Source organism: Achromobacter sp. PD1 (assembly GCF_048541815.1).
Taxonomy (GTDB): Bacteria; Pseudomonadota; Gammaproteobacteria; order Burkholderiales; family Burkholderiaceae_B; genus Achromobacter; species Achromobacter bronchisepticus_A.
In genome coordinates this window covers 1,458,685-1,480,077 of record NZ_CP183349.1, presented here as the reverse complement: position 1 = coordinate 1,480,077, position 21,393 = coordinate 1,458,685, and the positions used below count along the sequence as shown (strand labels likewise).

At 63.8% G+C, this 21,393-nt stretch carries 22 protein-coding genes, 1 tRNA gene and 1 pseudogene; 15 read left to right on the top strand and 9 right to left on the bottom strand.

From position 1 onward, the window contains the following. Position 1 precedes the first annotated feature (1 nt). From ACM1PE_RS06765 to ACM1PE_RS06720, 10 genes are all read left to right on the top strand, one after another. Positions 2-625, top strand: coding sequence for a DUF551 domain-containing protein (locus ACM1PE_RS06765; protein WP_419342751.1), 624 nt, complete (start codon positions 2-4; stop codon positions 623-625). Further along, positions 622-897 (top strand): hypothetical protein, encoded by a 276-nt coding sequence (locus ACM1PE_RS06760; protein WP_419342750.1) that lies wholly within the window; start codon positions 622-624, stop codon positions 895-897. Before ACM1PE_RS06765 ends, ACM1PE_RS06760 begins: the two co-directional genes overlap by 4 nt. Positions 898-900: 3 nt before the next feature. After that, a complete protein-coding gene (locus ACM1PE_RS06755) occupies positions 901-1,044 on the top strand; it encodes a hypothetical protein (RefSeq protein WP_419342748.1) in 144 nt (47 codons plus the stop codon). Continuing rightward, positions 1,041-1,925: a hypothetical protein gene (locus ACM1PE_RS06750; protein ID WP_419342747.1), complete on the top strand. Its 885-nt coding sequence runs from the start codon at positions 1,041-1,043 to the stop codon at positions 1,923-1,925. Before ACM1PE_RS06755 ends, ACM1PE_RS06750 begins: the two co-directional genes overlap by 4 nt. Continuing rightward, on the top strand, positions 1,922-2,365 hold the full coding sequence (locus tag ACM1PE_RS06745; RefSeq protein WP_419342746.1) for a hypothetical protein: 444 nt from the start codon (positions 1,922-1,924) through the stop codon (positions 2,363-2,365). Before ACM1PE_RS06750 ends, ACM1PE_RS06745 begins: the two co-directional genes overlap by 4 nt. Further along, positions 2,355-2,693, top strand: coding sequence for a hypothetical protein (locus tag ACM1PE_RS06740; RefSeq protein WP_419342745.1), 339 nt, complete (start codon positions 2,355-2,357; stop codon positions 2,691-2,693). Before ACM1PE_RS06745 ends, ACM1PE_RS06740 begins: the two co-directional genes overlap by 11 nt. Continuing rightward, complete coding sequence (locus ACM1PE_RS06735; RefSeq protein WP_419342744.1) at positions 2,686-2,952, top strand: hypothetical protein; 267 nt, start codon at positions 2,686-2,688, stop codon at positions 2,950-2,952. The genes ACM1PE_RS06740 and ACM1PE_RS06735 overlap by 8 nt, the downstream gene beginning before the upstream one ends. Beyond that, the gene (locus ACM1PE_RS06730) at positions 2,952-3,164 is read left to right on the top strand and encodes a hypothetical protein (RefSeq protein ID WP_419342743.1); all 213 of its coding nucleotides are present in this window, start codon (positions 2,952-2,954) and stop codon (positions 3,162-3,164) included. Before ACM1PE_RS06735 ends, ACM1PE_RS06730 begins: the two co-directional genes overlap by 1 nt. Before the next feature lie 163 nt (positions 3,165-3,327). Beyond that, positions 3,328-3,585 (top strand): helix-turn-helix transcriptional regulator, encoded by a 258-nt coding sequence (locus tag ACM1PE_RS06725; protein WP_419342742.1) that lies wholly within the window; start codon positions 3,328-3,330, stop codon positions 3,583-3,585. Between the two features lie 12 nt (positions 3,586-3,597). Further along, positions 3,598-4,839, top strand: a complete 1,242-nt coding sequence (locus ACM1PE_RS06720) for a tyrosine-type recombinase/integrase (RefSeq protein ID WP_306633315.1) — start codon at positions 3,598-3,600, stop codon at positions 4,837-4,839. A 165-nt stretch (positions 4,840-5,004) separates the two neighbouring features. Here the strand turns inward: ACM1PE_RS06720 and ACM1PE_RS06715 are convergent. The 9 genes and pseudogenes from ACM1PE_RS06715 to leuC all read right to left on the bottom strand — a co-directional run bounded on the left by ACM1PE_RS06715 (position 5,005) and on the right by leuC (position 14,838). Next, positions 5,005-5,081: transfer RNA gene (locus ACM1PE_RS06715), tRNA-Val, on the bottom strand. 229 nt (positions 5,082-5,310) lie between these two features. Next, positions 5,311-5,985 (bottom strand): annotated as a pseudogene (locus ACM1PE_RS06710) (phosphoribosylanthranilate isomerase); the annotation flags it as partial. A gap of 57 nt (positions 5,986-6,042) precedes the next feature. Then, positions 6,043-7,254: a TRAP transporter substrate-binding protein gene (locus tag ACM1PE_RS06705; RefSeq protein ID WP_118933333.1), complete on the bottom strand. Its 1,212-nt coding sequence runs from the start codon at positions 7,252-7,254 to the stop codon at positions 6,043-6,045. A gap of 52 nt (positions 7,255-7,306) precedes the next feature. Continuing rightward, positions 7,307-8,116, bottom strand: a complete 810-nt coding sequence (gene truA / locus ACM1PE_RS06700) for a tRNA pseudouridine(38-40) synthase TruA (RefSeq protein WP_118933334.1) — start codon at positions 8,114-8,116, stop codon at positions 7,307-7,309. A gap of 3 nt (positions 8,117-8,119) precedes the next feature. Then, positions 8,120-10,009 carry a FimV family protein gene (locus ACM1PE_RS06695; RefSeq protein ID WP_419342741.1) on the bottom strand — a complete coding sequence of 630 codons (1,890 nt, stop codon included), beginning with the start codon at positions 10,007-10,009 and terminating at the stop codon, positions 8,120-8,122. Between the two features lie 257 nt (positions 10,010-10,266). Further along, positions 10,267-11,397, bottom strand: coding sequence for an aspartate-semialdehyde dehydrogenase (gene asd / locus ACM1PE_RS06690; protein ID WP_059371193.1), 1,131 nt, complete (start codon positions 11,395-11,397; stop codon positions 10,267-10,269). Positions 11,398-11,646: 249 nt separating this feature from the next. Further along, positions 11,647-12,723, bottom strand: a complete 1,077-nt coding sequence (leuB, locus tag ACM1PE_RS06685; RefSeq protein ID WP_118934947.1) for a 3-isopropylmalate dehydrogenase — start codon at positions 12,721-12,723, stop codon at positions 11,647-11,649. 35 nt (positions 12,724-12,758) lie between these two features. After that, a complete protein-coding gene (gene leuD, locus ACM1PE_RS06680) occupies positions 12,759-13,409 on the bottom strand; it encodes a 3-isopropylmalate dehydratase small subunit (protein ID WP_054458281.1) in 651 nt (216 codons plus the stop codon). 25 nt (positions 13,410-13,434) lie between these two features. Continuing rightward, complete coding sequence (leuC, locus tag ACM1PE_RS06675) at positions 13,435-14,838, bottom strand: 3-isopropylmalate dehydratase large subunit (protein ID WP_059371195.1); 1,404 nt, start codon at positions 14,836-14,838, stop codon at positions 13,435-13,437. 525 nt (positions 14,839-15,363) lie between these two features. Between leuC and ACM1PE_RS06670 the strand changes: the two genes are divergently transcribed. The 5 genes from ACM1PE_RS06670 to ACM1PE_RS06650 are packed head-to-tail and all read left to right on the top strand — an operon-like array spanning position 15,364 to position 21,348. Then, positions 15,364-16,857, top strand: coding sequence for a TolC family outer membrane protein (locus ACM1PE_RS06670; protein ID WP_059371196.1), 1,494 nt, complete (start codon positions 15,364-15,366; stop codon positions 16,855-16,857). 24 nt (positions 16,858-16,881) lie between these two features. Continuing rightward, a complete protein-coding gene (locus ACM1PE_RS06665) occupies positions 16,882-17,094 on the top strand; it encodes a hypothetical protein (RefSeq protein WP_042792889.1) in 213 nt (70 codons plus the stop codon). Then, positions 17,078-19,243, top strand: coding sequence for a type I secretion system permease/ATPase (locus ACM1PE_RS06660; RefSeq protein WP_419342740.1), 2,166 nt, complete (start codon positions 17,078-17,080; stop codon positions 19,241-19,243). Before ACM1PE_RS06665 ends, ACM1PE_RS06660 begins: the two co-directional genes overlap by 17 nt. Positions 19,244-19,250: 7 nt before the next feature. Further along, the gene (locus ACM1PE_RS06655; RefSeq protein ID WP_059371198.1) at positions 19,251-20,672 is read left to right on the top strand and encodes an HlyD family type I secretion periplasmic adaptor subunit; all 1,422 of its coding nucleotides are present in this window, start codon (positions 19,251-19,253) and stop codon (positions 20,670-20,672) included. A gap of 19 nt (positions 20,673-20,691) precedes the next feature. Further along, positions 20,692-21,348 carry a helix-turn-helix transcriptional regulator gene (locus ACM1PE_RS06650; protein WP_059371199.1) on the top strand — a complete coding sequence of 219 codons (657 nt, stop codon included), beginning with the start codon at positions 20,692-20,694 and terminating at the stop codon, positions 21,346-21,348. Positions 21,349-21,393 lie beyond the last annotated feature (45 nt).

The window sequence follows — 21,393 nt, the reverse complement described above, 5'->3', positions numbered from 1 at the left end:
CATGACCGCCACCCTCCCCGCCGGCTGGAAGCCGATTGAATCAGCGCCGAAGGACGGCACCGGCATTCTCGGCTACTGGAATACCGGAGCACTTCACGACTGCAGCTTTGGAGCGGTGAAGTTTCATCGCGGCGCATGGTGGGAAACGAATGAGGACTACAAGGTCAGTCAGCCCACGCACTGGATGCCGCTGCCCGCCGCGCCGTGCCAGACCTGCAACGGTCACGGGATGGTAGGTGGCTTGACGCCACATTCCGGCTACGACGCTGAGCCGTGCCCGGACTGCACCCCTCCCGCCACCACCCAGGACGCTCCCATCACCGTATCCCTCGACCCCGATCCTCGCGGCGTCAGCGTAGGCGTCTGGCAGGGATCGCACTGCATCTATAACGGGGCGCATGCGGTCCCCGCTCCCGCTGCTGGCGATGCGCGGGATGCGGAGCGGTGGCGGTCGTTCCGCAACGCTATCACCCAACAAGATTTGGGATGGCTGGATCGCATGGACACCGCCCTCACAGCGTTGGGGTGTGACCTGGACGACGAAACGCCGCCGAGCGCCGATCAGGTGGACGCGGCCGCTGATGCCGCCATTGCCGCCCAGCAGGGCAAAGGGGGTGAAGCATGAGCATTTGGTATGCGCGTGTCTGGCCGCAGTCTGGCGTAGGCAGCCGGGATATGGCCCCGGATTTTGTTCAACGCTCGTCTGTCGATGATATCGACGAGGAAGAAGCGGAAGCCTGCGCCGAAGACTACTTCCACAACCATGACGGCTTTGAGGCTAATTGGCCGCTGACGTTCGCCCTGTTCGATGGGATGACCGGCCCTGAGATTGGACGGTGGGAAGTCGATCTTGAGTTCGAGCCGTCGTTTTCCGCCTCTCAGCAGCAGGAGGGGTGAGACATGGGCCTCTACGCCGAATGGGATGCCCTGCTCGAACGCCGACGCCGCCACAACACGAGCGGCCAGGATGGCAGCGACTTCGAGCAGTGGAAACAATCGCGCGGCATCCAAACAGCGCCGCAGCAACTGGAGCTATTCGAATGACCGACCACACCCCCGCCGCCCAGTCGGCCAAGCAAGAAGCAGTGCTGACGGATGAAGAAATCCTGCGCTCTGCCATCAACGCGTCCGACAGTCTGAATATCACCCGAGTCCATGAAATGGGTGGCCCCTCGCGCACCATCATGGACGATGCTGGGTTATTGGAACTGGGCCGCGCCGTCGAATCCGTCCTGCTGTCCAAGCTGCGCGCCCCTGTAGCCGATGAGCGCGAGCGCGGGTATGCGGAGAATGCCGCGTTCCGAATCTGGTGGGATGAAAACCAAGCGTGCCCGGAACACTCTTTGACGACTGAGAACGCAGCGCACGCGGCTTGGCAAGAACGAGGACGCCGCGCCGCCCTGGCAAGCGCCCCTATAGCCACGACTACTGACCGTGCCATGCTCCAGAGCGTTCTACAGGACCTGGAGAACTCAGATTCGGTGTGCCCACGATGCGGGAATAGCGATAGCTGCGCGGATATGGATGTGGCCTACATGATCCGCGATCACTTGAAAGGTGAAGCAAGCGCCCCTGTAGCCGGGGAGGCGGTGGCGCATGCCGTGATTTCCTATGGCCGCATCCAGCGTCTGGTGGTCAACGAAGAGAGCGCGCACGAATACGCCGAACAGCAGCGCCTGAATGCCGAGGCCGCAGGCTGGGATGCAAAGGCCCACGTCCGGCCCCTGGTGTATGGCGATGCCGCGCCCCAGGCCAGCGAGGCGGTGCGCAATGCGGTGCTGGAGGAAGCGGCGAGCGTGTGTGATTCGTGGCTGATGGCCGCGCCCAGCACGGAACTCGAGGCAATGGCGAACCAGACCATGGAAAGGATGGGCCGAAATATCCGTGCGCTGAAGATGCTCCAGGTAAACAGGGAGCCTCAATGAACATCGACATTGATCAACTTCGCGGCCTACTGGCGAAGGCGACGCCAGGTCCTTGGAGCCTCGGAAAACCATATGCAGACGATGAGGGGTATCGAGAATTCCCGCTTTTCGCCTCAGTGAACGGAACAACCGTTTGCCCGGTAGCCGTTTGCTTGCCATTTCCCCACGTGGGCGGCATGCAAGAAGCAAACGCCGCATTCGTCATGGTGGCCCGCACCGCATTGCCCATGCTATTGGATGAGGTGGAACGGCTCCGCGCCGCCCTGTCCGCGCAACCGGGCGCTCCGAATTCGGAAGGCGACGACAAGTGGAAGCCGCAAACGCCGCAGCAGATCGCTGCGGACATGCGCAACTTGGCACGTTCAGAAGGCATTGATTGGCCCGAGCCGGATTCCGCGCAACCGGGCGCGCAGAAGAACGGAGGGAGCGATGCAGAGTGACCGCGAATTGTTGGAGTTGGCGGCGAAGGCTGCTGGGATGAAGCTCGACTTCACGGCCGGCGGGAAGATCGTGTGGGATGTCACCGGAGATATACATAGGATCTGGAACCCGCTCACCGACGACGGCGACAACCGCCGTCTGCAGGTGAAATTGCGGCTCGGCCTGGTTCCCCTGGAGGGCGGCGGCTGGGACTGCATCGCCTGGGACTATGACGGAGAAGTCTCACTAGCTACAGACTTTGACCCGAATCGCGCCATCGTTCGTGCCGCAGCCGATATAGCTGTCAGAGCCCACCCCGACAACAAGGACGGAGGCACAAATGGCTGACCTGCCCAAGATCACGCATGTAGCGATCAAGCATGCAGGGAAAGTGCATTCGCTCCCTGCACCCAACCGGCACCACCACGTGATCCGAGCGATGGGCGGAATCCCTGGGCCTGACATCCAGGGATTCCTGGATGACACCGGGCGATTCCTGAACCGACGCGAGGCTTACGAGTTGGCCAGTAAGAACGGGCAAATGATCCGGCCGGATGACCCAACCAAGTACCAAGGCGACCAACTATTTTCGGAGGACCTATGGTAATGACCAAGGACCAACTGGAGCAGATAGCCCAGCGCCAAACGTGCTGTAAGCCCTTCGGCGAGACGGTCAGCCTGAGCCGCGTAGAGCGCGACGAGCTGGTGGCGCTGGCGAGGGATGGGATGCTGCTACGGGAGAAGTTCACTAGCGGCAATGCCATACCGGTTGAGCGGGTGACTGTGCGAGCTGATGAATTGGCGAAGGAGGGATCGTGAACATATGGAAAGCAGTTGCTGGGCTATTGGTGCTTAGCATCGCGTTCAGCCTAGTCCTGGAAGCAGCGCCACCTCAGCATAAGCATATGCTCATGTGTGCGGTAACGCCGAACTGCGTCTATGTGATGGGCGTAAACCCCTCAGCCGACAACAAGGAGCAGTAATGGCACACGCAGCCCAACACCAAGCACCGGCCGCGGCGCCTGCGCCCCAGGCCGCGATACATCCTGACGGTCTATACCGTTGGGGGCAATTCGCGGCGCTCGTGCCGTTTTCGCGCGAGACTTGGCGCCACCGCATTCTGCAAGGCCGCGCGCCGCGTCCGGTGTCCCGGTCGCCGAACTGCACGGCGTACCGGGGCGCGGATATCCTCGCCTGGCTGGCCGATCCTGATGGCTATCAGGCCGTTTCGAAGAACTGAATTGAGGACGCAATGGCTCGTCAAGTAGTACCTCTCACAGACCCCAAGTGCCGCCTGGCCAAGTTCAGCACCGCCGGCGGAAACAAGCTGTTCGACGGTGGAGGCCTGTACCTGGAGGTGCTGCGCTCCGGCGCCAAGAAGTGGCGCATGCGCTATCGCAGCCCCCAAACAGGCAAGGAAAGCATGCTCACGTTCGGGGACTACCCCGCGGTGCCGCTGGCCCGTGCCCGCGCCGAGCGCGCGCGCGTCGACGAGCTGCTGGCGCAGGGCCTGGATCCGGTCGCACACCGCCTTGAGGTAGTGCAGGCCGAGCGGGCCGACGCCGAGCGCCAGTTCCAGGCGGTGGCGGCCGAACTGCTTGCGCTCAGGCTGCCGACGTGGAGCGCGGGCTACCATGCACGAATTTCGAACACGCTCAAGAACGACGCCTACCCCTACTTCGGCGCCGATGCGATCGATGCGATCCCAGGCAAGGCAGTCTTGGACGCGGCGAAGCGGATTGAAGCCCGCGGTGCGCCGGATATGGCCGAGCGGTTCATCAGCGCCACCAGCATGGTGTTTCAGTACGCCGTCGGCACCGGCCGCGCGCCGGCAGATCCCACCCAGGGACTGAAACGGTTCTTGGACCCGCGCGCGCCGGTCAAGCACTTCCCTCACGTGAACGAGGCGGCCCTGGGCACGCTCATCGGGCGCGTGAAGAATTATCACGGCCGGCCGGAAACCCGGATTGCCATCCAGATCATGATGCACACCTTCCCGCGCACCAATGAGCTGCGCTGGGCGGAATGGACGGAGCTGGACAGGGCCGGCGCGCTGTGGCGGATCCCGGCCGGCAGGATGAAGGGGACGCTGGTCACCAAGGAGAACGGCGCGGACCACATAATCCCGCTGTCGCGGCAAGTTCAGGGCCTGCTGGACGAGCTGTCTCAGTACACCGGCCGGTACCGCATGATGTTCCCCGGGCTGCGCGACCCGGCCAAGATTCCGATGAGCGCAGAGACCATCAACAAGGCGCTCAAAATTCTGGGGTTTGAGGGTGAGCAGACCGGGCACGGCTTCCGTGGCCTAGCTTCTACCATCATGAACGAGCGTAGCGGTGCGCGCCCGGAGGTAATCGAACGGCAGCTGGCGCACAAGGAACGCAATTTAATCCGGCGCGCATACAACCACGCTGAATACCTCGATGAGCGCCGGCAGTTAATGCAATGGTGGTCCGATTATCTCGACGAGTGCGCACAAACTCCAGAACAATAAGGGTACGGAAGCCTTACCCTTATCCCGGGACGCCTTACCCTCATTCCTACCCTTAAATCTCTTGGCACTACTTGGCAGCAATTGGCGGCGCAGAAAGCAAAAAGCCGCGAAGTCAAAGACTTACGCGGCTTTTCAGGCAGTGCTAGGCACCACTTTGCAGGAATTTGGTAGGCGGTATTGGAATCGAACCAACGACCTCCACGATGTCAACGTGGCGCTCTAACCAGCTGAGCTAACCGCCTGCAAAGAAGAAGAATTATATAGTGCTTTTTTAAACTATGCAAATCGTCTAACAAGATTTTTTGCATTATTTATTGCGCTTCGAAATTTGCGGCGTTTACTTTCGCATGCCTTCAAACTTCCTTGCGCAACGCGTTTTGAAGAGTCCGTTCTTAGGAACTTGTTCCAAGAAACTTTAAGCGCCGCTTTTCAGCATTGCCGCACCGCTTCAAACCGCCTGCACTGCACTAACTAATTTCCCTTCAGCTTCGCGTCTGCCGCTTGCGCTGCAGCAACGAAGAACGAGATTCTATCAGAACTTTTAATTCCTTGCTCAAGCTCCACGCCGCTACTCACATCGACCGCCCAAGGCCTGATCAATTCCACCGCCTGCCCGACGTTTTCTGCGTTCAAGCCGCCCGACAGAATCAGGGGCCGCGACACCGGATCGGCCCTCACCTCGTCTAGCAGGGTGTAGTCGAAGCCATGGCCGCTGCCGCCGTATCCCGCACTGTAACTATCGAACAACCAGCCCGCGGCTTCGCCATAGGCGCGGCACGAAGAGGCCAGGCTTTCCGCGGTATCCAGACCGGGCGCGCCGGCACGGAATGCCCTTAGAAAGCGATGACCGTAGCGCGCGCAATCCTGCGGCGTTTCATCGCCATGGAACTGCAGCAGCTCCGGCTTGACCTGGTCCAGCACGGCCTGCACCTCGGCCTCTTGCGCATTCACGAACAAGGCCACCACGTCGACAAAGGCCGGCACCATGCGCCGCAACTGAGCTGCGCGCGTCGGCGTCAGGCAACGCTTGCTCTTGGCGTAAAACACAAAACCGATCGCATCGACGCCCGCCGCAACGGCGGCGTCGATGTCCTGTTCCCGGGTCAATCCACAGATCTTGATGCGTGTGCGCATGAAACTCTTCGCTTGCGTGGCCGCCCTGCGCGGCTGGTCGAATCAGTATATCCGGCGTGCAGGCACCGCCTACGCGGCGGGCTGGCCCATGGTGGCCACGAGATTGTCGAAACTGCCCTCGGCCAGACGGAACCAGGGCGTTTCCTTGTCACGAAACGCCGCCATGCTGTCGTACAGCTTCTTGAACATGGGATCCTTGGCGCTCATTTCCTGGTAGGCGGCCAGCGACGCCTCGTAGCTCGCCTGCAGGACCGGCTTGGGAAACGCCTTCAACTGCGCACCGCGCGACACCAGCCGGCGCAGCGCGTCCGGATTGCCAGCGTCGTACTTGGCGATCATGTTGGCAGTCGCCATGCGGCATGCCAGCGTCAAAGCGGACTGATACGGCTTGGGCAACTCGTCGTAGGCGTCCTGGTTCACATACAAGGACAGCTGCAGCGTGCCCGCCCACCAGCCCGGAAAATAGTAATTCCTGGCCACTTTATAGAGAGCCAGGTTTTCATCGTCGTACGGGCCGATCCACGCCACGGCGTCCACGACGCCCTGCTCCAGCGCGCCATAGGCTTCGGCCACCGGAACGTCCACGGGCGTCGCGCCCATCCGCGCCAGCACATGGCGGGCGAACCCGCCGGCCTTCACCTTGAGCCCCCGCAGGTCGTCCACGGTCTTGATTTCCCCGCGAAACCAGCCGCCCATCTGCGCGCCGGTATAGCCGCAGGGAAAGTTCAGGATGTTGTACTTGTCGAACAGCACGCGCGTGAGCGCCAGGCCTTCGCCCTGCGTCATCCACGCGTTCATCTGCCGCGTGTTCAGGCCGAACGGCACGCCGGCGTCAAAGCACAGCGCAGGGTCGATATCGAAGTAGCGGGTCGACGCCGTATGGCCGCAATCGACGACGCGGTGCTGCACGGCTTCCAGCACCTGGCCCGGCTGCACCAGGTCGCCGGCGGGAAAGATCTCGATACTGAAGCGCCCGTCGGTCACCTCGTTCACGTAACGCGCCACGTCTTCGGCGCCGGCGAACAAGGTGGGAGACTCGTTGGGAAAACTGGAGGCCAGCCGCCATGCGACTTTGGATGGGGCTGCCACCACCGCGGGCGCTTCGGGCGCGGCCACCGGAGCGGGCGGCGGACTGGCCGGAGCCTCTTGCGGAGCCGACGGCGGTTCCGACGGGACAGCGCTGGCGTTTTCCTCGGTCGACGGGACTTCCTGCGCGAACGCCGGAGCGACCAGGGCGGCGCCGCCCAGGGCGGTCTGCTTCAAAAACGCGCGGCGTTGCATGGCAAGAGCCTCCATCGGATATGGACAGGCATCGCCGTTGCCGGCGACATCCCTAATAGGTTTGAGTAAACGGCGACAGCAACTGCGATCCCCCGTCGAGCTCATCCAGGCCGAACGCTTCCGGATAATCGATGGCCGACAGGTACAGCCCATCGGGCGCGAAGGTCGGCGCGCCCCGCTTGCGGTCGCGCCAGGACAGCAACTGCGCCATCCAGTCCACCGATTCGCGCCCTTGCCCGATCTGCAATAGTGCGCCCATGATATTGCGCACCATATGATGCAGGAAGGCATTGGCCTTCAGGGTGAACACCAGGAACGGCCCGCGTTCATCGATGTCCAGCCGGTAGAGATGACGCACGGGATGCTTGGCCTGGCATTGCGAGGAACGGAAGCTGGAAAAGTCATGCTCGCCCAGCAAGGCGTTTGCCGCGGCCCGCATGGCATCGACGTCCAGCGGCTGAAAACACCAGCCAGCCCGCCCGGCCCACAACGCAGGCCGAACGCGGCCGCGCCACAACAGATAAACGTAGGTGCGGGCGCGCGCGGAAAATCGCGCGTGGAATTCGTCCGATACCGGCTGCGCCCACTGGACCGAAATACTGGGTGGCAGGAAGGCGTTCACCCCCCGGACCCAGGATTCCATCCGGCGATCGAGCTCGGTGTCCAGATGGACTACCTGCATCGCGCCGTGCACACCGGTGTCCGTACGGCCGGCGCAGATGGTCGCCACCGGCCCTTCCACACCACAAAAACTGCCCAGGGCGGCCTCCAGCGTGTCCTGCACCGTTTGCCGATGCGGCTGTGTCTGCCAACCCTGCCAGGCGGAGCCGTCATACGCCAGCCCCAATGCAACTCTAGACATGTATCAAACCCGTGGCCCGCCGACACGGTGCGGTTCGTCCGTGGGCGGTTCGTCCAGGTCGAGATTGATGCTTCCGAGCTTGCGGTTCAGCGCCGCCGTATCCAGCGCTGGCTCGTTGAATTCGTAGGTTTCCTCGTCATCGTCCCCGCGCCGCGCGCCGGCCCGGCGCAAGAGCCAGGCAATCGCGAATGCGATCAGCGCCAGCACTGCGGTGACGATAACGAGCAGATTGTCGGCCAGCCACGCAGGCATGTCCGAGGCAGAATCCTTGCCTGCCGGCGTACCGGCGGCCTGATCTGGCGAAGGTGTCCCAGAAGCGCCGGCGGCGCCGGGAGTGCTCGCGGCTCCTGCCGTTCCTGTTGCGCCGGGAGCGCCTGCCGCGCCCGGAGCGCCTGCTGCACCCGAAGCGCCCGCTGCACCCGAAGCGCCCGAAGCGCCCGTTGCACCCGAAGCGCCCGCTGCACCCGAAGCGCCTGCCGCACCCGTAGCGCCTGCCGCACCCGCAGCGCCCGAAGCGCCTGCCGCACCCGGAGCACCCGCCGCACCCGAAGCGCCCGTTGCACCCGAAGCGCCCGCTGCACCCGAAGCGCCCGCTGCACCCGAAGCGCCCGTTGCACCCGAAGCGCCCGCTGCACCCGAAGCGCCCGTTGCACCCGAAGCGCCCGTTGCACCCGAAGCGCCCGTTGCACCCGAAGCGCCCGTTGCACCCGAAGCGCCCGTTGCACCCGAAGCGCCCGCTGCTCCCGAAGCGCCCGCTGCACCCGAAGCGCCCGTTGCACCCGAAGCGCCCGCTGCTCCCGAAGCGCCCGCTGCACCCGAAGCGCCCGTTGCACCCGAAGCGCCCGTTGCACCAGCGGTGCCCTGCTGTGCCACCGCCTTGTTCAAATCGTCGACATTACTCTGCAGTTGGCTCACACGCCCCTGGACATCGGCCATGGCGCGCTCGCTCGACGTCCTGGCGTCAGCCTGCGCCTCGGCTTGGGCCGACGCGCTGTCTTGCGCCTGCCCGGAGGACAAGCGAACGCGATCCTGCGGCGGCGATGCGCTGGCCGCCCCGGCATCTGCGGGAGGCGCAACGCTGCCCGAAGCCGCGCCCTGCCCCTGGACCACGGACGGATTCGCGCCGGCCGCCGCGCCGATGCGCGCGCGGTACTTCGCGAATGCCTCGGCATGCTCATTGAAGATGCGCCGCGCTTCGGCCGGATCCACCGCGCGCACGGTGGCCGCGTCGGGAATCGTCAACCTCTGGCCAGCCTTCACCAGATTCATATTGTTCTGGATGAATGCCTCGGGATTGGCGCGCCACAAGGCCACCAGCATCTGATAGACCGACGCGTTGGGCACGGCATTGCGCTGCGCGATCGCGAAAAGATTGTCGCCAGACTTCACGTTGACCGAACGCGATCCCGCCGCACGCCCCGGCGTGCCGACCGCGGCCGGCGTCACGTCGGCCGTGGTGCCGCGCAACGGCACCAGGATGCTGACCTGCACTTGGCGCTGCCCGGAGCTGGAGCTGATATCAAGCAGCAGATCAACCGCGCCGCTGGCCGGCGGCTGCGAGGCCCGCACGCGCAGATTCTTGCGCGTGGCGTCCAGGCCGTCCTCAACCCGGACCACCATGCTTGCCAGCGGGACCGGCGGTTTCAGGCCCGCGCGTTGCCAGGAGGCCTCGTCGGCCACCGACACCTTGAGCGATGCGATTTCCTCGGGCGTAAGTTCCTGCAATCCCACCACCGCCTGCAGCGGCGCGCCCGGCACGGAAACCACCCGCGAATGCCCCACGCGCATGGCCATGGCGGTACTGCACACGCTTGAGCCAATCGCCAGCGCAATCGCCCACTGCAGGGCTTTTAAACGGCGGGCATGCTTCACTTGGCGCGAACGCTGGGTCATAAGCTGGAATTCCGTCTTGTAGTCGACTTGCGGGCTGGAGCCGGATCACGCCATATCGGTGAGAACTGGCATCAATTCACGGGAAAAGTGTAATGGATCATGCGCATTTCACAAACCTGAAAGGCCCGGCCGCGCTTGCTGGCAGGCCTGTCCGCCGACACGGTACAGACGCCCTGCAAACGGCAAGGGCACCCTGAGGTGCCCTTGCTTGCCTTGCGTGCCTGCTCAGGCGGCGCCGAACGCCGCCTGCAACGGCATCAGGCTTCGGCCAGCGCGATGCGCAGCATGCGGCGCAGCGGCTCGGCGGCGCCCCACAGCAGCTGGTCGCCCACGGTGAAAGCACCCAGGTACTGCGAGCCCATCGACAGCTTGCGCAGACGGCCCACGGGAATGTCCAGCGTGCCGGTAACAGCGACCGGCGTCAGCGCGGAAACCGTGGCTTCCTTGGTGTTGGGCACGACCTTGGCCCACTGCGTGCCTTCGGCGATCAGCGCTTCGATCTCGTCCAGCGGCACATCGCGCTTGAGCTTGATGGTCAGCGCCTGACTGTGGCAGCGCATCGCGCCGATGCGCACGCACAGGCCGTCGATCGGCGTGGCGGGCGTGCCGAAGGCGGCGCCGCGGCCCAGGATCTTGTTGGTCTCGACCTCGCCCTTCCACTCTTCCTTGGACATGCCGTTGCCCAGGTCCTTGTCGATCCAGGGAATCAGGTTGCCACCCAGCGGCACGCCGAAGTGCTCGTGGGGCAGCGCCGGATCCTTTTGCTTGGCCAGCACGCCGCGGTCGATTTCCAGGATGGCCGACGCGGGATCGTCCAGCAACGACTTGACCGACCCGTTGATCTCGCCGAACTGGGTCAGCAGCTCGCGCATGTGCTGCGCGCCACCGCCGGAAGCAGCCTGGTAGGTCATGGAGGTCATCCATTCGACCAGGTCGTTGTTGAACAGGCCGGCCAGGCCCATCAGCATGCAGCTGACGGTGCAGTTGCCGCCGATGAAGTTGCGCACGCCGCGCTTGAGCGCTGCGTCGATGACCGGGCGGTTGACCGGATCCAGCACGATGATGGCGTCATCGGCCATGCGCAGGGTGCTGGCGGCATCGATCCAGATGCCGTTCCAGCCTGCGCCGCGCAGCTTGGGATAGACCTCGGAGGTGTAGTCGCCGCCTTGCGCCGTCACGATGATCGGCAGTTTTTTCAGAGCGTCAATGTTGTAGGCGTCTTGCAGCGGGCCTGCGCCAGTGGCCCAAGTGGGCGCGGCGCCGCCAGCGTTGCTGGTGGAGAAAAACACCGGTTCGATCAGTGCGAAGTCGTTCTCGTCGCGCATGCGTTGCATGAGCACCGAGCCGACCATACCGCGCCAGCCGACAAGGCCTACTGCTTGATTCATTTCAATCGCTCTTTAAAGGTGTGGAAACTAGGGTCCAGGGGAAAAAGCCGTGCAATTCAACAATTTATCAGAATGCACGGCCGGATGTTGCGGCGCAGCTAGAAATAATAGGGGCCGCAATGGATACAGAGCGCTTTCGAGGCGATGCCACAACAGCAAAACAAGGGGCGACCCAGCCGGGCTGCCCCTTGTTTTACGGCGCTTCAACCGCCAGGCGCACGGGCGCCCGGCGGCTCGATCCCGAGAAGATCAGGCCAGCGCTTTCAGCACTGCGTCGCCCATCTGCGCCGTGCCGACCTTGGTCGTGCCCGGCTCGAAGATGTCGGCGGTGCGCAGACCGTCGGCCAGCACACGGCGCACGGCGGCCTCGATGCGGTCAGCCTGCGGCGCCAGATTCAGCGAATAGCGCAGCAGCATGGCCGCGGACAGGATGGTCGCCAGCGGATTGGCGATGCCTTGGCCGGCGATATCGGGCGCGGAACCGTGGCTGGGCTCGTACAAGCCTTGGCCGCCGGCGTTCAGCGAAGCCGAAGGCAGCATGCCGATCGAGCCGGTCAGCATGGCCGCTTCGTCGGACAGGATGTCGCCGAACAGATTGCCGGTCACGATGACGTCGAACTGGCGCGGGTTGCGCACCAGCTGCATGGCGGCGTTGTCGACATACATGTGCGACAGTTCCACGTCGGGATACTCGCGCGCCACTTCGATGACGATGTCGCGCCAGAACTGCGAGGTCTCCAGCACGTTGGCCTTGTCCACGCTGCACAGCTTCTTGTTGCGCTTGCGCGCCGATTCGAAGCCGATGCGTGCGATGCGGCGCACTTCGGATTCCGCGTAGCGCATGGTGTCGTAGCCTTCGCGTTCGCCGGTAAAGGCGCCGTCGGGCGAGGAACGCACGCCGCGCGGCGTGCCGAAATAGATGTCGCCAGTCAGTTCGCGGATGATCAGGATGTCCAGGCCGGACACGATCTCGGGTTTCAACGACGAAGCGCTGGCCAGTTCCGGATACAGGATGGCCGGACGCAGGTTGGCGAACAGGCCCAGCGCCTTGCGCAGGCCCAGAATGGCCTGCTCGGGGCGGAACTCGCGCGGCAGGCTGTCGTACTTCCAGTCGCCCACGGCGCCGAACAGCACGGCGTCCGATTCCTTGGCCAGGTTCAGCGTGGCCGGCGGCAGCGGATGCTCGAACGCATCGAAGGCGGCGCCGCCCACGGGCGCTTGCTTGATATCGAAGGACACGTCCAGCGCCTTCAGGACGCGCACGGCCTGTTCGACGATTTCCGGGCCGATGCCGTCACCCGGCAAGACTGCGATGTTGTGAGTCATACGAAAACGATCCTGTAATCAGAAGAATGGTGGCGTCAGGCGATGGGACGGCTTTCCAGCCACGGATGGCGGGCCAGGCGCTCGGCCTCGAAAGCGCGGATCTTGTCCGACTGGCGCAGGGTCAGCCCGATATCGTCAAAGCCGTTGAGCAGACAGTACTTGCGGAAGGGTTCGATGTCGAAACCCATCTCGCGCCCATCCGCCGCCACCACGACCTGGCGGTCGAGGTCGACGCGCAGCTTGTAGCCGGGGAAAGCCTTCACTTCGTCGAACAGGCGCGCGACTTCCAGTTCCGACAGGACGATGGGCAAGAGACCGTTCTTGAAGCTGTTGTTGAAGAAAATGTCGGCATAGGACGGCGCGATGATGGCGCGGAAACCGAACTGCGTCAGCGCCCAGGGCGCATGTTCGCGGCTGGAGCCGCAGCCGAAGTTCTTGCGCGCCAGCAGCACCGACGCGCCCTGGTAACGCGGCTGGTTCAGCACGAAATCCGGATTCAGCGGACGCTTGCTGTTGTCCATGCCGGGTTCGCCATGGTCCAGATAGCGCAGTTCATCGAACAGGTTCGGACCAAAGCCGGTGCGCTGGATGGATTTGAGGAACTGCTTGGGAATGATGAGGTCCGTGTCCACGTTTTCGCGGTCGAGCGGAGCCACCAGGCCTTCGTGAGTGGTAAATGCTTGCATGATGTCGATACTCGGTGCGTGACGTTTAACGGAAAGTGCGGACGTCGACGAAATGGCCGGCGACGGCGGCGGCGGCGGCCATGGCCGGGCTGACCAGATGGGTGCGCCCGCCCTGCCCTTGCCGGCCCTCGAAATTGCGGTTCGAGGTAGAGGCGCAACGCTCGCCCGGTTCCAGGCGGTCGGCGTTCATGGCCAGGCACATGGAGCAGCCCGGCTCGCGCCACTCAAAGCCCGCCTCGATGAAGATCTTGTCCAGCCCTTCGCGCTCGGCCTGCTGCTTGACCAGGCCCGAGCCCGGCACCACCATGGCCTGGCGCACATTGGAGGCCACATGCTTGCCGCGTGCGACCGCGGCCGCCGCGCGCAGGTCTTCGATGCGCGAATTGGTGCAAGAACCGATGAACACGCGATCCACGCGGATATCGGTAAGCGGCGTGTTCGGCTTCAAGCCCATGTACTGCAACGCGCGCTCCATGCCGCTGCGGCGCACGTCGTCTTTTTCGCGATCGGGGTCCGGCACGCGGGAATCCACCGGCAGCACCATTTCCGGGGACGTGCCCCAGGTGACCTGCGGCTTGATGTCGCGGGCGTTGACTTGCACCACGGCGTCGAACTTGGCGCCCTCATCGGTATGCAGGGTGCGCCAGTAGCCCACCGCCTGATCCCAGAGCACGCCCGTGGGCGCGAAGGGACGGCCGCGGAAGTACTCGACGGTCTTGTCGTCCACCGCCACCATGCCGGAACGAGCGCCGGCTTCGATGGCCATGTTGCAGACGGTCATGCGGCCTTCCACGGACAGGGCGCGGATCGTGCTGCCGGCGAACTCGATGGCGTAGCCCGTGCCGCCGGCCGTGCCGATGATGCCGATGATGTGCAGGACCACGTCCTTGGCCGTACAGCCGAAGGGCAATTCGCCGTCGACCTTGATCAGCATGCTCTTGGCTTTCTTCATGAGCAGCGTCTGGGTCGCCAGCACGTGCTCCACTTCGGAAGTGCCGATGCCGAAGGCCAGCGCACCCAGGGCGCCGTGCGTGCTGGTGTGCGAGTCGCCGCAGACCACGGTCATGCCGGGCAGGGTCGCGCCCTGCTCCGGGCCGATCACGTGCACGATGCCCTGGCGCAGGTCATTCATGCGGAATTCGGTGATGCCGTACTTTTCGCAGTTGGCGTCCAGCGTGTCCACCTGCAGGCGCGAAATCGGATCGTCGATGCCCTGGGCGCGGTTCAGCGTCGGCACGTTGTGGTCCGCGACTGCCAGGTTGGCGCCCGTGCGCCACGGCTTGCGGCCGGCCATCGCCAGGCCCTCGAACGCCTGCGGGCTGGTGACTTCGTGCACCAGGTGGCGGTCGATATAGAGCAGACAGGTGCCGTCTGATTCCTGATGGACGACGTGGGCGTCCCAGAGTTTGTCGTAAAGAGTTTGGGCCATGGATGCGCTCTGCAAATAGACAATCCGGCTCGTGCCGCGCGCGGTTCAAACAACGATCCCGGGCGCCAGCCACTGCGGCATGAGCGAATTATGCACAGGGTCTCAACCTAGTACAACTGCACCTTATATACCAGTACCAACACTACCATGCTAAGACATGGCGGGGTCACTTCGTCTTATTTCCATACCTCAATCGAACCGCAACCAAACAGTTACAGATACAAATTCGGGTATTTAAAACAGATACAAAATTATCAAACCGATATAATCGTTGTGCGCCGTGTTCACCCAAACCGCGAAATAAAGCGCAATAAACCGCATTTATCCTGCATTAAACCGGATCACAAATCTGGAATATCGCGAAATTAGTGCAAATTCAAGCTAATTAAGAGATGATGCGCGAAGAAACCCAAACTGCCGACCGGAAAACTTCGTCAAGAATTAACAAATATTGACTCGTCAAATCTGACATTTCCACACAATATGGCGGCCATTAATTCCTAACTCGACTCGCGAATAATCACTATGGCTTCGTTTTTGCTCAAAAGCACGACTTCGGTCCTTGCCCTGGCATTCGTTCCTGCGGCATTTGCACAGTCAGCAGCCCCCGCCTCCGGGGCAGCTGGGGTCACTCTGAACCAGGTCGTCGAGCAGACCCTGCTCAGCAACCCGGAAATCCAGGCCAAGTACCATGATTTCCAGGCTTCGCTGGAAGGCCAGGCCGTCGCTCGCGGCGCGTTCTTCCCGCAGATCAATGCGCAAGGCTACGTGGGCCGCGAATACCGCAACAACGTGCCCGGAGTCGGGTCGCAGAGCTGGAACCGCCCCGGCTATAGCGTGGAATTGCGTCAGCTGATTTTCGACGGCTTCCGTACGAGCAACGACGTCAAGCAAGCCGGCTTCGACAAGCTGGCGCGCTTCTATGACCTGTTGGCGACCAGCGACAACACCGCCTTCGGCGCAGTGCAGGCCTATATCGACCTGCAGCGCTATCGCGACATGGAACTGCTGGCGCGCCAGAACTACACCCTGCACGAAGAAACGCTCAAGCAGATCAATGAGCGCGCCGAATCGGGCGTGGGCCGCCGCGTCGACCTGGAACAGGCCGGCGGGCGCCTGGCGCTGGCCCAGACCAACCTGATGACCGAAACCGCCAACCTGCTGGACGTGCAACAGCGTTTCCAGCGCGTCACCGGTGCCCTGCCCCCTGAAGCGATGCAGCCCACGCCCGATATCAGCGGCAAGCTGCCGGTCAAACCCGCCGATTTCAACGAATCGCTGCGCCGCAACCCCAGCTTCCTGTCCAAGCAGGCCGGACTGCAGGCCGCCCAGGCAGGCGTCGCCTCGTCCAAGGGCGCTTTCTCGCCCAAGTTCGAGTTCGTGGCCGCCACCGGCCGCGACCAGAACGACCCGACGCCGCAAAACCGCGACATCCAGAACTCCAGCGTCCAGGTTGTCATGAGCTACAACCTGTATCGCGGCGGCTCCGACTCCGCCCGCGTGCGCCAGACCTCCGCGCAGTCCTATGCCGCGCGCGACATCCGCGACTACACCTGCCGCAATGTGCAGCAGGACCTGGCCGTGGCCTGGAACAACGTCGCCAGCCTGAGCCAGAAGCTGCCCTTCCTGCGTGACCACGAAGTGGCCACCACCAAGGTGCGCGAAGCCTACCGCCAGCAATTCCAGATCGGCCAGCGTTCGCTGCTGGACTTGCTGGACACCGAAAACGAATTGTTCGAATCGCGCCGCGCCCTGACCAACGCGCTGTATGACCTGCAGATCGCGCAATACCGCTGGCTGGCGCTGTCGCACGCGCTGCTGCCGGCGCTGTCGCTGCAGCCCGCGCGCAACGAAATGCCTGAAGAAAACGGCAAGCTGGAAGTCTCCGACGAAGTCATCAAGCTCTGCAACTCGACGATCCCCGACTCGGCCCGCCTGGCGCCCGTGCGCGTGCAATACAACGAGGGCAACCTGCCGCCCACGTTCATCCCGGTAAACTCGCCCAAGGCCAAACCCTAGGCGATGCAAGCGCAAGGAGACCATATGCAGAAACAGGGCAACGACTTCTCACAACTGGATGCGGACTTCGTCCGCGTCCTGGAAGACCTGATCGACGCGCTGATAGCCAATGGCACCTTGCGTATGACCGACCTGCCTATCCAGGCTCAACAAAAGCTGACCCAGCGCAAGCAACAGCGCGCGCGCCTCTCCGAACACCTCGACCTGCTGGATGACGAAGATGGACAAGTTATCTGAAATGGCGGCCCGGGAGTGGCGCGCTGACGCGCGCGCGGCGCACGACGACCCGCTGCTGGACTGCCTGGTTGAAATCACCCGGCTGCATGGCGTGACGGCGACGGCTCAGGCGCTGTCGGCCGGCCTGCCGCTGGAAGAACACAAGCTGACGCCGGCATTGCTGCCGCGCGCCGCCGCGCGTGCCCAGCTCTCGGCCCGCGTGGTCAAGCGCACGCTGGAAAGCATTTCGCAAGACCTGCTGCCCGCGATCCTGCTGCTCAACGGCGAACGCGCCTGCCTGCTGCTGAAGAAAGACGGCGAAAACTACGTCGTCAGCCACCCCGAACTGGGCGGCAGCTCCATGGAAATGAGCGCCGCGGAACTATCTGCGCAATACACCGGACTGGTGTGCTTCGTGCGCCCGCAGTTCCGTTTCGACGCGCGCGCGCCCGAAGTCGCCAAGGTGCGCGAACGCCATTGGTTCTGGGCCGCCATCATGGAAAACCGGCGCCTGTACCGCGACGCGCTGATCGCCGCCCTGCTGATCAACATCTTCGCGATGGCGATGCCGCTGTTCACCATGAACGTGTATGACCGCGTCGTGCCGAACAACGCTGTCGAAACGCTCTGGGTGCTGGCCATCGGCATCACCCTGGTCGTGATCTTCAACATGATCCTGAGCACTGCGCGCTCCCACGTGGTCGACAGCGCCAGCAAACGGGTCGACGTGCGCCTGTCGGCGCAGATCATGGAACGCGTTCTGGACCTGCGCATGGAGGGCCGGCCGGTGTCGGTGGGCTCCTTCGCCGCCAACCTGCGTTCATTCGAATCCATCCGCGACTTCATCGCATCGGCCACCATCACCACCCTGGTCGACCTGCCCTTCATTCTGCTGTTCCTGCTGGCGCTGGCCTGGATCTCGCCCTGGATGGTGCTGCCGCCGCTGGTCGCGATCGTGTTGATCCTGCTGGTGTCGCTGGCCGCGCAAGCCCGCATGGAATCCCTCACCATGGCTTCCTACCAGGCCTCGTCGCAGCGCAATGCGACCCTGGTCGAGGCCCTGACCGGTCTGGAGTCCGTCAAGACGCTCAACGCGCAGGGCTCCATCCAGCGCAACTGGGAGCGCGCCACCGAGTACATCGCCCTGACCGGCGGCAAACTGAAGCTGATTTCGTCGTCCACGGTCGGCTTCGTGCAGGCCATCCAGCAACTGGTGTCGATCTCCGTCGTCATCATCGGCGTCTACCAGGCCCAGGAATCCGCCATATCGATGGGCGGCATCATCGCCGCCTCCATGATCGCCGGGCGCTGCCTGGCCCCGCTCGGCCAGGTCGCCGGACTGCTGATGCAGTACCAGAACGCGCGCACCTCGCTGGGTTCGATCGACAACTATATGAAGCTGCCGATCGAACGTCCGGCGGAAGCCGAATTCCTGCATCGCCCGGTCTTCCATGGCGGCATTGAGTTCCGCGACGTGACCTTCAGCTATCCCGGCAGCAAGCAGCCGGTGCTGAAGAAAGTGTCCTTCAAGCTCAAGCCGGGCGAAAAGGTCGGCATCATCGGCCGCATCGGCTCCGGCAAGACCACGCTGGAGAAGCTGGCCCTGGCGCTGTACCAACCTACCGAGGGCGCAGTCCTGCTGGACGGCGTGGACGTGCGGCAGATCGATCCGGCCGACGTGCGGCGCGCCATCGGCCACGTTCCGCAGGACCCGCTGCTGTTTTATGGCAGCCTGAAGCACAACCTGGCGATGGGCGCGCCCTACGCCGACGACGCCAGCATCCTGGCTGCCGCCAACATGGCGGGCGTCACCGACTTCGCCAACCTGCACCCCGATGGCTTCGACATGATCATCGGCGAACGCGGCGAATCCCTCTCCGGCGGCCAGCGCCAGTCGGTGGCGGTGGCCCGCGCCCTGATCAACGATCCGCCCATCCTGCTGCTGGACGAGCCCAGCAGCAACATGGATCACCAGAGTGAAGCGCAGCTGCGCAAGCGGCTGGGTGAAGCCAGCGCCACCAAGACGATCCTGCTGGTCACGCACCGCACCGCCCTGCTGGACCTGGTCGACCGCCTGATCGTGATCGACAACGGCCATATCGTGGCCGACGGTCCCAAGGAGCAAGTGGTCGAGGCACTGCGTCAAGGACGCGTCGGACGCGGAAGCTGAGGAAACCATGCTGAACAATCCTGGCGAAACCCGGCACGGCCTGTTTGGAAGCTTGTGGCGCAAGCTGCGCGGCGTGTTCGTGTTCTTCTTCGACCGCCTGCTGGACGGAACCGAAAAAGGCAAGCCCCAGCAACGCTCCGACTACGTAGGCAACGCGGAATGGGTCATCCATGAATCGCAGGCGCGCGGTTCGCGCATCCTGCTGTGGGTCAGCCTGCTGGCCACTGGCGGGCTGCTGTTCTGGGCCGGCACCGGCAGCATCGACGAAGTCGTGCGCGGCGAAGGCAAGGTCGTACCCTCGCGCCAGGTCCAGATCATCCAGAGTCTGGACGGCGGTATCGTCGAGGAAATCCTGGTGCGTCCGGGCCAGGAAGTCGAGGCCGGCGAAATCCTGCTGAAGATCGACTCCACCCGGTTCGCCTCGTCGCTGGGCGAGAACAACGCCGAATACCTGTCCCTGCTCGCCAAGGCGGCCCGCCTGCAGGCCTTGGCCACCGGCGACCCCTTCGTGGCTCCCCCGGAAGTGCTGGCGCAGGCGCCCGGACTGGTGGAAATGGAGCGCAATGCGTGGCAGGCGCGCACCACGGAATTGAACGCCACCGTCAACGTTGCCCGCGAACAGCTCAAGCAGCGCCAGGAAGACCTGCGCGAAACGATCGCCAAACGCGACCAGGCCTCGGCCAGCTGCGGCCTGACCTCGCGCGAGTTGCAGGTGACCCGTCCCCTGCTCAAGAGCGGCGCCGTGTCCGAAGTCGACCTGTTGCGCCTGCAACGCGACGTGGCCCGCTACTGCGGCGAACAGAAAGGCGCCGAAGCCCAGATCGACCGCTTCCAGGCCTCCATCAAGGAAGCCGAAAGCAAGCTCCAGGAAGCCGAACTGAACATCCGCAACCAGGCCCGCAACGAACTCTCCGAAACCAACACCAAGCTGGCTACCCTGCGCCAAGGCAAGCTGGCGCTGGCCGACCGCGTGAAGCTGGCCGAGGTCCGCGCCCCGGTGCGCGGCACGGTCAAGACGCTATTCAACAACACGGTCGGCGGCGTGGTCCAGCCTGGCAAGGACATCATCGAAATCGTGCCCAAGGACGACACGCTGCTGCTCGAGGTCCGCATCCAGCCGCGCGACATCGGCTTCCTGCATGCCGACCAGAAGGCGGAAGTGAAATTCACGGCCTACGACTTCGCCATCTACGGCGGCCTCGAAGGCAAGGTGGAACAAATCGGCGCGGACACCGTGACCGACGAGAAAGGCAATTCCTACTATGTGGTGCGGGTCCGCACGGACCGCAGCACGGTAGGCGACAAACTGTTGCCCATCATCCCCGGGATGGTGGCGGAGGTTCATATCCTGACTGGCAAGCGCACGGTGCTGCAGTACCTGCTCAAGCCCATACTGCGCGCTAAGGCGAATGCCTTTACCGAACGTTAAAGGAGGGCTGCAAGGCTTTATGAAACCCGTTCCTGTCCTGTTGATTACGCACGACGACCTGTTGTGGCAGCATTGGCGCGGCCTGAACCCGGCCCGCTGGCTGGCGGCCCGCGGGCGCGGCCTGGCCGACCTGCAACGCTGGCGCGAACAGGGCCGCACTCTGGCGGTATTGGATGCGGACCTGCCCCGGCTGCCTTCCTGGCAGGATCCCATCTGGGCCGCGACGCTCGCGGACCTGCACGTGGTGGTCGCCAGCCCCAGTCCGAACGACGAGCAAGGCACCCGGGTACTGGGCGCCGGCGCGCATGGCTATTGCCACGGCTATGCCTCGGCCGCCTCGCTGTCGCAGGCACTGGAAGTCGTCGCCTCTGGCGGCATCTGGATGGGCCGTTCGCTGGTGTCGCGCCTGCTCAAGCTGGTTGCCGAACGCGCTCAGGACGAGAGCTCCTGGGATGGCGGCGTGCTGACCGAGCGCGAAATCACCGTGGCCCGCTATGCCTCCAGCGGCCAAGCCAATGCGCAGATCGCCGAAGCCCTGGGCATTACCGAACGCACGGTCAAGGCCCACCTGTCAGCCGTTTTCGAAAAGCTGGGCGTGACCGATCGCCTGCAGCTCGCCCTGCTCGTCCACGGCATTTCTGCCCCCGCCGACGCCAAAATCAAAATTACTTCCTGATACTGTCCTTGAGGACAATATCCCGCGCCGGCGGCGCAATCTAGT